This is a genomic window from Blastococcus sp. SYSU D01042 (assembly GCF_054050515.1).
The window spans coordinates 381250-394261 of the sequence record NZ_JBJGZM010000003.1; the positions used below are offsets into that span (position 1 = coordinate 381250).

A 13012-nucleotide genomic window follows, 5' to 3' on the forward strand; every position below is an offset into this window, starting at 1 on the left:
ACCGAGCGTGCCGCCGCGGAGCGCCCCGGACCATCAGGGAACGCCCGGATCCGACCCTGGTCCGGTCGACGCTCCCTGAGCAGGGTGATCACCGGTGTCCCGCCGGGGTGCCGCGGTGCGACGATCGGTACGTGACCACTCCTGCGACCGCCGCCCCCGCGGTGCTGCCGGCGGCGCGACCGCCGTTGGTCCGCCCGCGGTCGGGACGGGTGCTGGCCGGGGTCGCCGCGGGAACCGCCGCCCACCTGCGGCAGGACCCGCTGGTGGTGCGCCTCGGGTTCGTCGTGCTGGCCACCACCGGCATCGGCTTCGTGGCCTACGTCCTGCTCTGGCTGACCATGCCGGTCGCCGAGCCGGGCACCGCGGAGGCGGCGCCGGTGTCGGGGGTCGGCTGGCGCCCGTCGCGACCCCGCGAGTGGGTCGGCCTGGTGATCGTCACCGCGCTCGGGGTGGCCGTGGTCGGCCAGCTCGTCCAGTGGGGCAACAGCGACCTGGTCCTGCCGCTGGTGCTGGTGGCCATCGGACTGGGCGTGATCTGGCGGCAGCTGGACACCGACCGGCCCCTCGAGGTGCCCGGAGGTCGCTGGGCCCTGGCCGGCGGGGTCGTGCTGGCCGGTGTGGGGCTGGTCGTCCTGCTCGCCACCACCGGGCAGCTGGCCGCCGCGCGCAACGGGTTCGCGGCGACCCTCGTCATCCTCACCGGCGTCGCGCTGGCCACGGCTCCGGTCTGGCGCCGGCTGCTCGACTCCCGGGACGAGGAGCGGGCGGCCCGGATCCGCTCCGAGGAGCGGGCCTCGGTGGCCGCGCACCTGCACGACTCGGTGCTGCAGACCCTCGCCCTCATCCAGCGGCACGCCGGCGACCAGCAGGCGGTCGGCCGGCTGGCCCGCAGCCAGGAGCGGGAGCTGCGCGCCTGGCTGTACGACCCGGCGGTGGTCCGCGAGGGCGGCACCTGGGCGGGGCTCGTGGCCGGCATGGTCGCCGAGGTGGAGGAGGACCACGCGCTGGTGGTCGACCACGTCGTCGTCGGCGACGCCCCGGTCGACGACGCGCTGGCCGCCCTGGGCGCGGCCACCCGCGAGGCGCTGGTCAACGTGGCCAAGCACTCCGGGGTGGCCGCCGCCGACCTGTACACCGAGGTGACGCCCGAGCGCGTCTCGGTCTTCGTCCGCGACCGCGGGGCGGGCTTCGACCCCGAGGCCGTCCCCGCGGACCGACGCGGGCTGCGCGACTCCGTCACGGGCCGCGTCGCACGACTGGGCGGGACGGCGCACGTCCGTTCCGCCCCCGGAGAAGGGACCGAAGTGGAGCTGGACGTGCCGGTGACGGCCTCGTGAGCGGACAGGGGAGTGAGCATCGCAGCCAGGGACGAGCGAGGAGCGGAGCGACCCGCGGTAGCGAACCGGGTGCACCGTGACGCGGGTCTTCCTGGTGGACGACCACGCGATGGTGCGGGCCGGCGTGCGCGCGGAGCTCGGCACCGACCTCGACGTCGTCGGCGAGGCGCCCGACGTGCCGACCGCGGTCGAGGGGATCCGCGCCACCCGGCCCGACGTCGTCCTGCTGGACGTGCACCTGCCCGGTGGCGGCGGCCGGGCGGTGCTCGAGACGCTGCGCGGCGAGCTGCCGGACGTGAGGTGGCTCGCGCTGTCGGTCTCCGACGCCGCCGAGGACGTCATCGCCGTCATCCGGGCCGGCGCGCGGGGCTACGTCACCAAGACGATCTCCGGGCCGGACCTGCTCGACGCCGTCCGGCGGGTGGCCGACGGCGACGTCGTCTTCAGCCCCCGGCTGGCCGGCTTCGTGCTGGACGCCTTCGCGGCGGCCGGGCCCGCCGCGCCCGCGGAGGAGGAGGCCACCGACCCCGGGCTGGACCTGCTCAGCGCCCGCGAGCGCGAGGTCATGCAGCTGCTGGCCCGCGGCTACACCTACCGCGAGATCGGCTCGCGGCTGTTCATCTCGGTGAAGACGGTGGAGTCGCACGCCTCGAACGTGCTGCGGAAGCTGCAGCTCTCGAACCGCAACGAGCTCACGAGGTGGGCCGCGACGAACCGCCTGTTGTAGGTCAGCCGCCGAAGGCGGCCGCGCGGAAGGCCTCGAACACCGGTGGCGGCTGCGGCGAGGCCCACATCTGGTCCGTGAGCAGCACCGCGCTCACCCCGGTGACCGGGTCGGACCACCACGAGCTGCCCAGGCCGCCGTCCCACCCGTAGGAGCCTGCGTGCCGCCCGCCGGGCTCGTCGGTCCGGCGCACGCCGAGGCCCAGGCCCCACCCGCCGCCCTCGTCGTCGACCGGGCCGACCTGCTCGGTGGTCATCGCGCGCACCGAGGCCTCGGTGAGCACCGGGCTCCCGTCGGGCGCCCGGCCACCGGTCTGCAGCATGCGCGCGAAGGCGGCCAGGTCGTCGACGGTGGACACCAGGCCGTCGCCGCCGTCGGGGAACGCGGGCGGCCGCGACCACTGCCCGTCCGCCGGGTCGTAGACCTCGCGGGAGCCGTCCGCACCCGGCGGCGTCCAGTGCGGGCCCAGCCGGTCGCGGGCGGACGAGGGCACCCCGAAGCCGGTGCTGGTCATGCCCAGCGGGTCGAGCACGCGCTCGGCCAGGAGGTCGGGCAGCGGCCGGCCGGCGGCCCGGGCGACCAGCACGCCCAGGACGCTGGCGCCGAGGTGGTACAGCCAGCGCTCGCCCGGCTGGTGGGACAGCGGGACCGAGCCCAGCAGCCGCAGCCACTCGTCGGGCGGCGGGGCGGCCTGCGGTGCGGGCGGGCCCGCGTGCAGGCCGGCGTCGGCCAGCGCGGCCATGGTGGGGGACGGCCACGGAGCGGTGAAGTCCAGACCCAGCCCGAGCCGGAAGGTGAGGACGTCCCGGACGGTGATCGGCCGCGCGGCGGGGACGGTCCCGGCAGCGGCGTCCGCGGCGTCGACGAGCACCTGCCGGTCGGCGAGCTCGGGCAGCAGCGGGTCCACCGGTGCGTCGAGGTGCAGCACGCCGTCGCCGACCAGCGCCATCGCCGCGGCCGCGACGACCGGCTTCGTGGTCGACGACAGGCGGAAGACGGTGTCCGGCCCGACCCCGTCCCCCGCCGCGCCTCGGGAGAGCAGCTCGCCGTGCCGGTCGACCCGCCACGCCGCGCCCGGCACCTGCCCGTCGGCCACCGCGTCGCGCACCGCGGCCGCGATCCGTCCCGCCTGCTCCATGCCGCCTCCTCGTCGTCGGGGGGTGGACCGCGGAGCCGGCCGGATCTGTGCGGTCAGCCGGTGAAGACCACGTGGAAGGCCTCGGCGGAACGCCCCTCGGGGAGCCCGAACCGCTGCGCCGTCTGCCGCATCCAGCCGCCGACGAACTCCTCGATCCAGCCCTCGGGCTGGTGGGCCGTCTGCGTGACGTGCGAGCGCAGCGCGGCGAACTTCCGGTCGACGACGTCGGTGACGTCGACGGCGTGGTCGGCCCGCGGGCTGGCTCCCAGCCACACCTCGGAGACGGTCCAGGCCTCCAGCCCCTCGTCGGCCAGCAGCTCGGGGAAGGCGAACGGGTTGCGGGCGTCGGGGTAGACCGCCCGCAGGGTCGACTCGCCCACGGTCATGTGGTCGGGGTGGCTGGCGCCGATCCGCTCCCAGAACCGCTCCGGCGAGCTCGTGAGCACCCGCTGCGGGCGCACCTGCCGGATCACCCGGCTGATGTCGCGGCGCAGGTCCAGCGTCAGCTCCAGCCGGCCGTCGGGGTAGCCGAGGAAGCGGACGTCCTCGACGCCGACCTCCTTGGCCGCGGCGCGCTGCTCGGCCTGGCGCAGCGGACCCATCTGGTCGCGCGGCGTCTCGTCGAACCCGCCGGCGTCGCCGTCGGTGACGATGCAGTAGGTGACCTCGGTGCCGGCGGCGGTCCAGGTCGCCACCGTGCCGGCGGAGCCGAAGTCGACGTCGTCGGGGTGGGCGAGGACGCAGAGCACCCGGTCGACGTGCTCGGCGGGGCGCGGGGGGAGCGGTGCGGTCACCCGCGCGAGCCTACGGAGAGCCCGGCCAGCTTGTCGGGGTTGCGCACCACCAGCACCTGCTCGACGCGGTCGCCGGCGACGACCAGCGACATGGTCATCTGCGGTTCGTCGCCGGACCACACCACGACCGCCGGCGAGCCGTTGAGGTCGGCGATCTCGATCCGCAGGTCGGGCAGGGCCATGCCCTGCGCGGCGACGCCGAGGGTGAACCGGGCCACCTTGTCCGCGCCGCGGATCGGCCGGAGCGCGGCCTGCACCTTGCCGCCGCCGTCGCTGATCAGCACGGCGTCGGGCGCGAGGGCGGCGAGCAGGGCGGCGAGGTCGCCCCCGGCGGCCGCGGCCAGGAAGCGCTCGGTGATCTCCCGCTGCGCCTGCCGGTCGGCGTCGAACCGGGGACGCCGGGCCTGCACGTGCTCGCGCGCGCGGTGCGCCATCTGCCGGACGGCGGCCTCGCCGCGGCCCAGGGCGCGGGCCACCTCGGCCACCGGCAGCCCGAACACCTCCCGCAGCACGAAGACGGCCCGCTCGGCGGGGGAGAGGGTCTCGAGGACGACCAGCAGCGCCAGCGAGACCTCCTCCCCGAGCTCCGCGGCCGCTGTCGGGTCGGCCGGCGCGGGGGCGGCGGTGACCGCGTCCCGGCCGGTGAGCAGCGGCTCGGGCAGCCACGGGCCGACGTAGCTCTCCCGCCGCGCCCGCGCCGAGACCGACCGGTCGATCGCCAGCCGGGTGGTCACCTGCACCAGGTAGGCGCGCGGGTCGGCGACGTCCTCGCGGTCGGCCGCCGACCAGCGCAACCAGGCGTCCTGAACGACGTCCTCGGCGTCCGCGACGCTGCCCAGCATCCGGTAGGCGACGGAGAACAGCAGCCGCCGGTGGCGGTCGAAGTCGTCGAGGAGTGCGCTCATCGCGCGGGGACCTCGCAGCGGTCGCGGAAGCCCTGGCCGGTCAGGGCGAGGGCGCTGGTGGACCGCGAGCGGGAGTTCGGCACGCAGATCATCATCGTCAGCTCGACCAGCCGGGCGTCGTCCGGGGAGCGGCGCAGCCCGGCCACCATCGCGTCGGTGCGCAGGACCCGGGGTCGAGCACGGCGGCGCCGCGCCCGACGGGCAGACTCGCCGGCGTGCCGACCTTCACCGTCTACGCCGTGCTGCGGTCCACCGCGGCGGTGGACGACGCCACCGTCGAGACCGTCGCCGCGTCGCTGCGCCCGGGGGACGGGGAGCTGCGCGTCTGGCGCGAGCCCGACCGCGCCGCGCTGCGCGCCTCCACCGAGTGCGACGCCGCCGACCTCGAGGCGGCGCTGGAGCAGGCGCACGCCCTGGGCGAGGAGCTGCGGGAGCGCAGCCCGGGTGACGTGCTGGAGGTCGCCGCGCTCAGCGACGACGACTCGCTCGTCTGGCGCGCCTGGCTCTAGCTCACAGCCGGCCGCGGCCCTGGCGGAGCAGCATCATCCCGAGCGCGGCGCCGTCCGGGCCCAGCGCGGCCTGGAAGCGGGACAGCACCTGCTGCTCGCGGGAGAGGTTCAGCCGGGTGCCGCCGGATGCCTTCCGTACGGCGCCGATCTCCTGGGAGATCGACAGCCGCCGCTGGACGAGCTCGATGATCGCGGCATCGCAGGCGTCGATCTCCTCGCGCAGCGCGCCGATGCGGTCGACCTCGGATCCGGTCACGGTGGTCGGGGTGGTGGTGCTCATGGCGATGTCCTCCGGGGCGGGGGAGCCCGTCCTGCCCCGGAAACGAGAAACGCCCCGGGGCTCTCGGGCCCGGGGCGTCTGTTGCGGCGGTTGCTCAGCCAGCGGTGACGGACACCGGATCCCGGTGGCCGTAGGAAAAGCTGACCGTGGCGAGCACGGGTCGGAGTCTGCCACAGCCCGCGGCGGCCGGCCAGGACCGGGCGTGGGGCTCGTGGGGTGCGCGTGACGGCGCCGGGGGAGCGTCACCCGTCCGGCTTACAGTGATGTCGTCATGAGCAGCGTCCAGGAAGCCCTGCCGGGAACGGCCGCCCTCCAGCGCACCGCCAAGGGGTCGGTGGGGCGCGAGCTCGAGCGCATGCTCGCCGGCCTCAACGGCCCCCAGCGGCAGGCCGTCGTCCACGAGGGCGGGCCGCTGCTCATCGTCGCGGGCGCCGGGTCGGGCAAGACCCGGGTGCTGGCGCACCGCATCGCCTACCTGCTCGGCGCCCGGCACACCCAGCCGGGCGAGGTCCTGGCGATCACCTTCACCAACAAGGCCGCGGGCGAGATGAAGGAGCGGGTGGCGCACCTCGTCGGGCCGCGCGCCCGCGCGATGTGGGTCTCGACGTTCCACTCGATGTGCGTGCGCATCCTGCGCGCCGAGGCCGCCAAGCTGGGCCTGAAGTCCTCGTTCACCATCTACGACCAGGGCGATTCGGTCCGCCTCATGACCATGGTGGCGCGCGACCTCGAGCTCGACGCCAAGCGCTACCCCGGCCGCAGCCTCGCCGCGCAGGTGTCGAACCTGAAGAACGAGCTGATCGACGAGGAGGGCTTCGTCCCGACGACGCCCCCGGAGAAGGTGCTGGCCCAGGCGTACACGCTCTACCAGCAGCGGCTGCGCCAGGCGCACGCCATGGACTTCGACGACCTGATCATGAACACGGTGCACCTGCTGCAGGCGTTCCCCGACGTCGCCGAGCACTACCGCCGCCGGTTCCGCCACGTGCTGGTCGACGAGTACCAGGACACCAACCACGCGCAGTACATGCTGGTCCGCGAGCTGGTGGGCACCGGCGATGGGCCGGTCCCGATGGCCGAGCTGTGCGTCGTCGGCGACGCCGACCAGTCGATCTACGCCTTCCGCGGCGCCACGATCCGCAACATCGACGAGTTCGAGCGCGACTACCCGCAGGCCACCACGATCCTGCTGGAGCAGAACTACCGCTCCACGCAGCGCATCCTCAAGGCCGCGAACACCGTCATCGCGAAGAACACCGGCCGCCGGCCCAAGAACCTGTGGACCGACTCGGGCGACGGCGAGCTGATCGAGGGCTACGTCGCCGACAACGAGCACGACGAGGCCGCCTGGGTCGCCGAGCAGATCGACAAGCTGGTCGACGACGGCGTCGCCCAGCCGAAGGACATCGCCGTCTTCTACCGGACGAACAACGCCTCGCGCGTGTTCGAAGAGGTCTTCATCCGCGTCGGCATGCCCTACAAGGTCGTCGGCGGGGTGCGCTTCTACGAGCGCAAGGAGGTCCGCGACGCGCTGGCCTACCTGAAGGTCGTCGCCAACCCGACCGACATCGTCAGCCTGCGCCGGGTCATCAACACCCCCAAGCGCGGCATCGGCGAGCGCGCCGAGTCCTGCATCGAGAACTTCGCCGACCGCGAGCGGATCCCGTTCGCCTTGGCGCTGCGCCGCTGCTCGGAGGTCGGGGAGCTGGCCACCCGCTCGCTCAAGGCGATCCAGGAGTTCGTGACGCTGCTGGAGGAGTTCGAGCAGCTGGTCGAGACCGGCTCGGGCCCCGCCGCGCTGCTGGAGAGCATCCTCGACCGCACCGGCTACCTCGCCGAGCTGCAGGCCAGCACCGACCCGCAGGACGAGGGCCGGGTCGACAACCTCAACGAGCTCATCTCCGTGGCCGCGGAGTTCGAGGCGGCCACCCCCGAGGGGACGGTCACCGACTTCCTCGAGCAGGTCTCGCTGGTGGCCGACGCCGACCAGATCCCGGTCACCGGGGACGACGCAGGCGTGGTCACGATGATGACGCTGCACACCGCGAAGGGCCTGGAGTTCCCGGTCGTCTTCCTGACCGGGCTCGAGGACGGCGTCTTCCCGCACCTGCGGGCGCTCGGCGACCCGCGGGAGCTGGAGGAGGAGCGCCGGCTGGCCTACGTCGGCATCACCCGCGCCCAGCAGCGGCTGTTCATCTCGCGGGCGACGGTGCGCACCAGCTGGGGGCAGCCGGCCTACAACCCGCCGTCCCGGTTCCTGGACGAGATCCCGGCCGAGACCATCCACTGGGAGCGGCTGGACCCGGCACCCGCGCCGTCGACGGGGTACCGGTCGGCGCAGACGCGGGTCGCGGCGACCGGCCTGTCCACCGGTGGCCTGCGCGGTGGTGCCGGCAACCGGCCGGTCATCTCGGTCGACGTCGGCGACCGCGTCAGCCACGACGCCTTCGGCCTGGGCACGGTGGTCGAGGTGACCGGTGCCGGCGACAAGGCCCAGGCCACCGTCGACTTCGGCTCCGGCGGCACCAAGCGCCTCGTCCTCCGCTACGCCCCCCTCGTCAAGCTGTGACGCGGTAGGTCAGACGCTCACGCCGCGCTCGGCCAGCCAGACCTTGGGGTCGGTGGGCTTGCCGTTCATGCCGCCGCGGTGGATCTCGTAGTGCAGGTGGGGGCCGGTCGACTGGCCCTCGTTGCCGACCTTCGCGATCTGGTCGCCGGCGTGCACGATGTCGCCGGCCGCGACGCTGTAGTAGCGCATGTGGCCGTAGATGTGGACGTTGCCGTCGGCGTCCTGGATGTAGACCGCGTTGCCATAGCCCGAGGCGCGCCCGGCCTTGAGGACGACGCCGTCGGAGGCCGCGTAGATCGGGGTGCCCAGCGGGGCGGCCAGGTCCAGGCCGTAGTGCATGGTGCCCCAGCGCTTGCAGAAGCAGGTCGTGAGCCGGCCGGTCACGGGCAGCACGGTCGTGGGCTGGCGGGCGGCGCGGGAGGCGGCCAGCTCGCCGAGGCGGGCCTGGGCCTCGGCCTCGGTGATGCCCCGGCGCACGTCGGCGTCCTCGAGGCCGCCGCTGAAGCTGTGGTCCGGGCTGGCGCCCAGGCCGAGGTCGGACGCGGTGACGCTCACCGGCTCGGCGCCGCCGCCGAAGGCGGTGGGGGCGCCGGCGACCAGGGCGCCCACGACGAGCGCCGCGAACCACATGGGTGCACGGCGGCCGGGCGGGTGCGGCAGCCGGCGGCGCGCAGCAGAGCGCGCCTCGGCGGTGTCGCCGGCTCCGGCCGGCTCCACCTCGGGCGCGGGCTGCGCGGGGATCGCGGCTGCGGCCTCGGCGTCCTCGGCCGCGGCGGCGCGGACCAGGGTGGTCGTGGCGCCACGGGGAGCCGGGATGGAGGGGAGGCGACGGCCCCCGGTGAGCTCGATGCGTCCGGTGGCGCCGTCCTCGACGCCCGTCCGCTCGAGCAGCCGGGGCGCACTGGGTGGGGTCACGGTGCACCTTTCCGAGCGGGGGCGTGCGCGCCGGTGGATACCGGCGCCGTGACCGAACCGTAACGACGAGTGAGGGCGTGATCGCGCATTGAGACGTTCGTGTCGCCGCCTGCGTCCCGGATGACGGAACGAGACCGGCCGCCCGCTCAGGCGGCGGCGCGCACCGCCTGCGGCGCGGCGACGGGCGAGCCGGCCAGCGTCAGGGCCACCTCGTCGAGGACCCCGCGGTGGATGGGCAGCGACATGTGCCCGACGCCGCGGACCAGGACGTTGCGGGCCCCGAGGTCGGGGTGGTCGCACCGGCCGGCCGAGGTCGGCAGCACCAGCTGGTCCAGGTCGCTGTAGACCGCCGTGATCCGCGTCGCGCAGCCGTCCACCGGCTCGCCGAGCTCGCCCAGCAGCGGGGAGCCGGGGCGCAGCTGGCGCACCAGCGGCGTCGGCAGGGCGTGGGCCAGCAGCGACCCGCCGTGCGGCGTCCCCAGCGTGACCAGCTCGTCCACGCGGCGGTCCCCACCCTGGCGCTGCACGTGGTAGCGGGCGATGAGCCCACCGAGGCTGTGGCCGACCACGTGCACGCGGTCGTGCCCGGTCTGCGCGCAGATGCGCTCGATGTGCGCGCCGAGGTCGGAGGCCGCCGTCGCGACGTCGCGCAGCAGCGGGCTGTAGTTCCACGAGCAGACCGAGGCGAAGCCGCGCCGGCGCAGGCTGCGGCGCATCACGGCGAAGATCGAGCGGTTGTCCACCAGACCGTGGACCAGCAGGACGGGGGTGCGGGCGGCCAGCGGATCGGCGGCGAACAGTGCGCGGACGGCGGAGGACTGCCCGGGCCGCCGGCCCACGTCGGGCTGCAGCTGCTCGGTGCGGGCGCCCAGCGGGTAGAGCAGCGCGTGGGCGCCGACCCAGGCCAGCTCGGTGAGGGTGCCGGTCAGCGCGGCCGGGCTGCACAGGGCGCGCAGGGCGCTCCGTGGCGCGGCCTCGGGAGCCGCCGTGGTGTGCGACGCTGGTCCGGAGCCCGGAACGCTCGTCGGTCGCATGGCCTTCATCCCCCGTGTCTTCCGCCGGCGGTGCCGGGTCGCCCGTGCCGGTGGCGGAGCGCTGGTTGTGCTCCGTTCACCCGACGGTAATGCCCGTGTGTGGCGGTCGTCACACCGACGCCCCCGGCGGGCGGGCCGATCGAGGCCTGTTCGTGACCGAAGCCGAGAGGGGGAACCGTGCCCGCCCGCCAGACCCGCAGCCGGTCCTCCCGGGGCACCCGCCCGGTGCCGCCCTCCGGCAGCGGGGCGCTGGTGATCGGCCCCGTACCGACCGGTGCGCGGGTGGCCGGCGTGCTGCTCGTCCTGGCCGCCCTGGCCGGCCTGGTCTCGGCGTTCCCCACCTACCTGGAGGTGGCCGGGCGCGACCTCGTCCTGGGCGGCAGCGTCCTCGGTGTGCTCGTCACCCTCCTCGCTCCCGCGGTGGGCGGTGCGGTCGGGGTGCTGCTCGCGCGGGGCGCCGTCCCGAAGTTCGGGCTGGCCTACGCCGCGGTGGCCGGCGCGCTCGCCCTCGGCCCGCTGCTCATCGAGCTCTACCGCGGCCGCCGGTCCACCGACCGGCCCGGCGTCGAGGTGCTGGCCGGGCAGCGCGTGCTCACCGAGGACATCCACGTCGGCGCGGGGTGGGTCGCCGCGGTCGCCGCGCTGGTCCTGACCCTGCTGGCCGGCGTGGTCGCCGCCGCGGTCTGGGGCCGCACCGTCATGGAGGACCGGGGTGCCCTGGACGCCGTCCGCGGGCCGCTGGCCGGCGGCACCGTGCTGCTGGGCGTCGCCACGGTCCTGTGCCTGACGCTGCCCGCCGCCGACGTGCAGGACGACCTGGTCACCGACCCCGCGACCGGGCTGCAGGTCGTGGTGGAGCGCGAGGGTCCGCAGGCGCTGCTGGAGCGGCCGGGACTGGCGCTGCTCGGCGGGCTGCTGCTCGCCGGTGCGCTGGTCCTCTGCTCGGTGACCGCGCCCTCCCTGCGGCCGCGGCTCGCCGCCGTCGGCGGACTCCTGGCCATCGCGGTCACCGTGCTCACCGCCGGGCTGGCCGGCGTGCGGGACGCCGTCGACTCCGACGACCTGGTGTGGACGGTGCCCGGTGCCGGCCTGCTCCTCGCCGGCCTCGGCTTCTGCGCCGTCACCGCGCTGGCCTGGCGGCTGCGCCGGTCGCCGTAGGGTCCCCGGCGTGGACGAGCGCATCCGGGTGGTCGTCGCCGGGCCCGGCGCCGCCGACGGCGACCGGCGGGCCGAGCGGATCGCGCGGGCGCTGCGCGACCGGGGCGTGGAGGTCGTCTACACCGACCGGCCGCACACGCCCGAGCAGCTCCTCGCGACCGTGGTGCAGGAGGACGCCGACGCCGTCGGCATCGTGCCCGGCGGGGACCACGAGGACCAGCTCGCCCTCCTGTCCGGGCTGATGACCGAGCACGGGATCGACGACGTGCTCGTGTTCGCCGGTGACGACGGCGAGCCCGCCGACGTCGCCGCCCGGGTGAGCGACCGCCTCAGGGGCTGACCAGCGGCGGGACCGGGGTGGGCGGGCCGGTCCGCTGCCGCGAACCGGTGAGCAAGCCTGTGACGCGTCCCACCCCGGACCCCTCTGCACCACGCCCGGGGCAGCGTGCGCGTTACGGGCGGGCTACGGTCCCTGTTCGTGGATCTCTTCGAGTACCAGGCCCGTGACCTGTTGGCATCGCACGGTGTCCCCGTGCTCCCCGGTGGCGTCGCCGAGACGCCCGAGCAGGCGGAGGCGATCGCCCGCGAGATCGGGCAGACCGTCGTCGTCAAGGCCCAGGTGAAGGTGGGCGGCCGCGGCAAGGCCGGTGGCGTCAAGCTCGCCGACAACCCCGAGGACGCGAAGGCGCGCGCCCAGGACATCCTCGGGCTGGACATCAAGGGGCACATCACCCACCGCGTGATGGTGGCCCAGGCCAGCGACATCGCCGAGGAGTACTACTTCTCCTACCTGCTCGACCGCTCCAACCGCACCTTCCTGGCCATGGCCAGCGTCGAGGGCGGCATGGAGATCGAGCAGCTCGCCGTCGAGCGCCCCGAGGCGCTGGCCCGCATCCCCGTCGACGCCACCGTCGGCGTGGACGCCGCCAAGGCCGCCGAGATCGTGGACGCCGCCGGGTTCGCCCCCGAGGTGCGCGACCAGGTCATCGCCATCGCCGTGCAGCTGTGGGACGCCTTCTCCAAGGAGGACGCGACCCTGGTCGAGGTCAACCCGCTGGCCAAGGCCCCCGACGGCACCGTGCTGGCCCTCGACGCCAAGATCACCCTCGACGAGAACGCCGGCTTCCGCCAGGAGGCGCACGCCGCCCTCGAGGACGCGGCCTCCGCCGACCCGCTCGAGGCCGCGGCCAAGGAGAAGGACCTCAACTACGTCAAGCTCGAGGGGGAGGTCGGGATCATCGGCAACGGTGCCGGCCTGGTCATGAGCACCCTGGACGTCGTCGCCTACGCCGGCGAGGAGTTCGGCGGGGTCCGCCCGGCCAACTTCCTGGACATCGGTGGTGGCGCCTCCGCCGAGGTCATGGCCAACGGCCTGTCGATCATCCTCGGCGACCCGGCCGTGAAGAGCGTCTTCGTCAACGTCTTCGGTGGCATCACCGCCTGCGACGCCGTCGCCAACGGCATCGTCGCCGCCCTGCAGACCCTCGGTGACCAGGCCACGAAGCCGCTGGTCGTCCGCCTGGACGGCAACAACGTCGAGGAGGGCCGGCGCATCCTGGCCGAGGCCAACCACCCGCTCGTGACCGTGGTCGACACGATGGACGGCGCCGCGCGCCGGGCCGCCGAGCTCGCCGCCGCCTGAAGCCCTA

14 protein-coding genes are annotated in these 13012 nt (G+C 75.0%); 7 read left to right on the plus strand and 7 right to left on the minus strand.

What is annotated here, in order from left to right:
• Positions 1 to 131 precede the first annotated feature (131 nt).
• Together ACI79H_RS08585 and ACI79H_RS08590 are read left to right on the plus strand one after the other, a co-directional pair.
• Positions 132 to 1337, plus strand: coding sequence for an ATP-binding protein (locus ACI79H_RS08585; RefSeq protein WP_456553948.1), 1206 nt, complete (start codon positions 132 to 134; stop codon positions 1335 to 1337).
• A 76-nt stretch (positions 1338 to 1413) separates the two neighbouring features.
• The gene (locus ACI79H_RS08590; protein WP_456553949.1) at positions 1414 to 2064 is read left to right on the plus strand and encodes a response regulator; all 651 of its coding nucleotides are present in this window, start codon (positions 1414 to 1416) and stop codon (positions 2062 to 2064) included.
• A gap of 1 nt (position 2065) precedes the next feature.
• Here the strand turns inward: ACI79H_RS08590 and ACI79H_RS08595 are convergent, their stop codons facing one another.
• Genes ACI79H_RS08595 through ACI79H_RS08610 form a run of 4 tightly spaced genes read right to left on the minus strand, consistent with a single transcriptional unit; the run spans position 2066 to position 5044 of the window.
• Positions 2066 to 3199: a serine hydrolase domain-containing protein gene (locus ACI79H_RS08595; RefSeq protein ID WP_456553950.1), complete on the minus strand. Its 1134-nt coding sequence runs from the start codon at positions 3197 to 3199 to the stop codon at positions 2066 to 2068.
• Positions 3200 to 3252: 53 nt separating this feature from the next.
• The gene (locus ACI79H_RS08600) at positions 3253 to 3993 is read right to left on the minus strand and encodes a PIG-L deacetylase family protein (RefSeq protein ID WP_456553951.1); all 741 of its coding nucleotides are present in this window, start codon (positions 3991 to 3993) and stop codon (positions 3253 to 3255) included.
• Positions 3990 to 4898, minus strand: a complete 909-nt coding sequence (locus ACI79H_RS08605; RefSeq protein WP_456553952.1) for an RNA polymerase sigma-70 factor — start codon at positions 4896 to 4898, stop codon at positions 3990 to 3992. Before ACI79H_RS08605 ends, ACI79H_RS08600 begins: the two co-directional genes overlap by 4 nt.
• The gene (locus ACI79H_RS08610; RefSeq protein ID WP_456553953.1) at positions 4895 to 5044 is read right to left on the minus strand and encodes a hypothetical protein; all 150 of its coding nucleotides are present in this window, start codon (positions 5042 to 5044) and stop codon (positions 4895 to 4897) included. Before ACI79H_RS08610 ends, ACI79H_RS08605 begins: the two co-directional genes overlap by 4 nt.
• Before the next feature lie 69 nt (positions 5045 to 5113).
• On the opposite strand from ACI79H_RS08610, the gene ACI79H_RS08615 reads away from it, so the two are divergent.
• Positions 5114 to 5407, plus strand: a complete 294-nt coding sequence (locus ACI79H_RS08615; RefSeq protein WP_456553954.1) for a hypothetical protein — start codon at positions 5114 to 5116, stop codon at positions 5405 to 5407.
• A 1-nt stretch (position 5408) separates the two neighbouring features.
• Here the strand turns inward: ACI79H_RS08615 and ACI79H_RS08620 are convergent, their stop codons facing one another.
• Complete coding sequence (locus ACI79H_RS08620; RefSeq protein ID WP_456553955.1) at positions 5409 to 5687, minus strand: chorismate mutase; 279 nt, start codon at positions 5685 to 5687, stop codon at positions 5409 to 5411.
• 271 nt (positions 5688 to 5958) lie between these two features.
• Between ACI79H_RS08620 and pcrA the strand changes: the two genes are divergently transcribed.
• Positions 5959 to 8256: a DNA helicase PcrA gene (gene pcrA / locus ACI79H_RS08625; RefSeq protein WP_456553956.1), complete on the plus strand. Its 2298-nt coding sequence runs from the start codon at positions 5959 to 5961 to the stop codon at positions 8254 to 8256.
• A gap of 9 nt (positions 8257 to 8265) precedes the next feature.
• Here pcrA and ACI79H_RS08630 read toward each other — a convergent pair whose 3' ends face one another.
• Positions 8266 to 9171 (minus strand): M23 family metallopeptidase, encoded by a 906-nt coding sequence (locus tag ACI79H_RS08630; protein WP_456553957.1) that lies wholly within the window; start codon positions 9169 to 9171, stop codon positions 8266 to 8268.
• Between the two features lie 146 nt (positions 9172 to 9317).
• Complete coding sequence (locus ACI79H_RS08635) at positions 9318 to 10205, minus strand: esterase/lipase family protein (protein WP_456553958.1); 888 nt, start codon at positions 10203 to 10205, stop codon at positions 9318 to 9320.
• A 177-nt stretch (positions 10206 to 10382) separates the two neighbouring features.
• Here ACI79H_RS08635 and ACI79H_RS08640 point away from each other — a divergent pair, with 177 nt between their 5' ends.
• From ACI79H_RS08640 to sucC, 3 genes are all read left to right on the plus strand, one after another.
• Positions 10383 to 11363, plus strand: a complete 981-nt coding sequence (locus tag ACI79H_RS08640) for a hypothetical protein (RefSeq protein WP_456553959.1) — start codon at positions 10383 to 10385, stop codon at positions 11361 to 11363.
• 10 nt (positions 11364 to 11373) lie between these two features.
• Positions 11374 to 11703, plus strand: coding sequence for a cobalamin B12-binding domain-containing protein (locus ACI79H_RS08645; RefSeq protein WP_456553960.1), 330 nt, complete (start codon positions 11374 to 11376; stop codon positions 11701 to 11703).
• A 138-nt stretch (positions 11704 to 11841) separates the two neighbouring features.
• Positions 11842 to 13005: an ADP-forming succinate--CoA ligase subunit beta gene (sucC, locus tag ACI79H_RS08650; RefSeq protein WP_456553961.1), complete on the plus strand. Its 1164-nt coding sequence runs from the start codon at positions 11842 to 11844 to the stop codon at positions 13003 to 13005.
• Positions 13006 to 13012 lie beyond the last annotated feature (7 nt).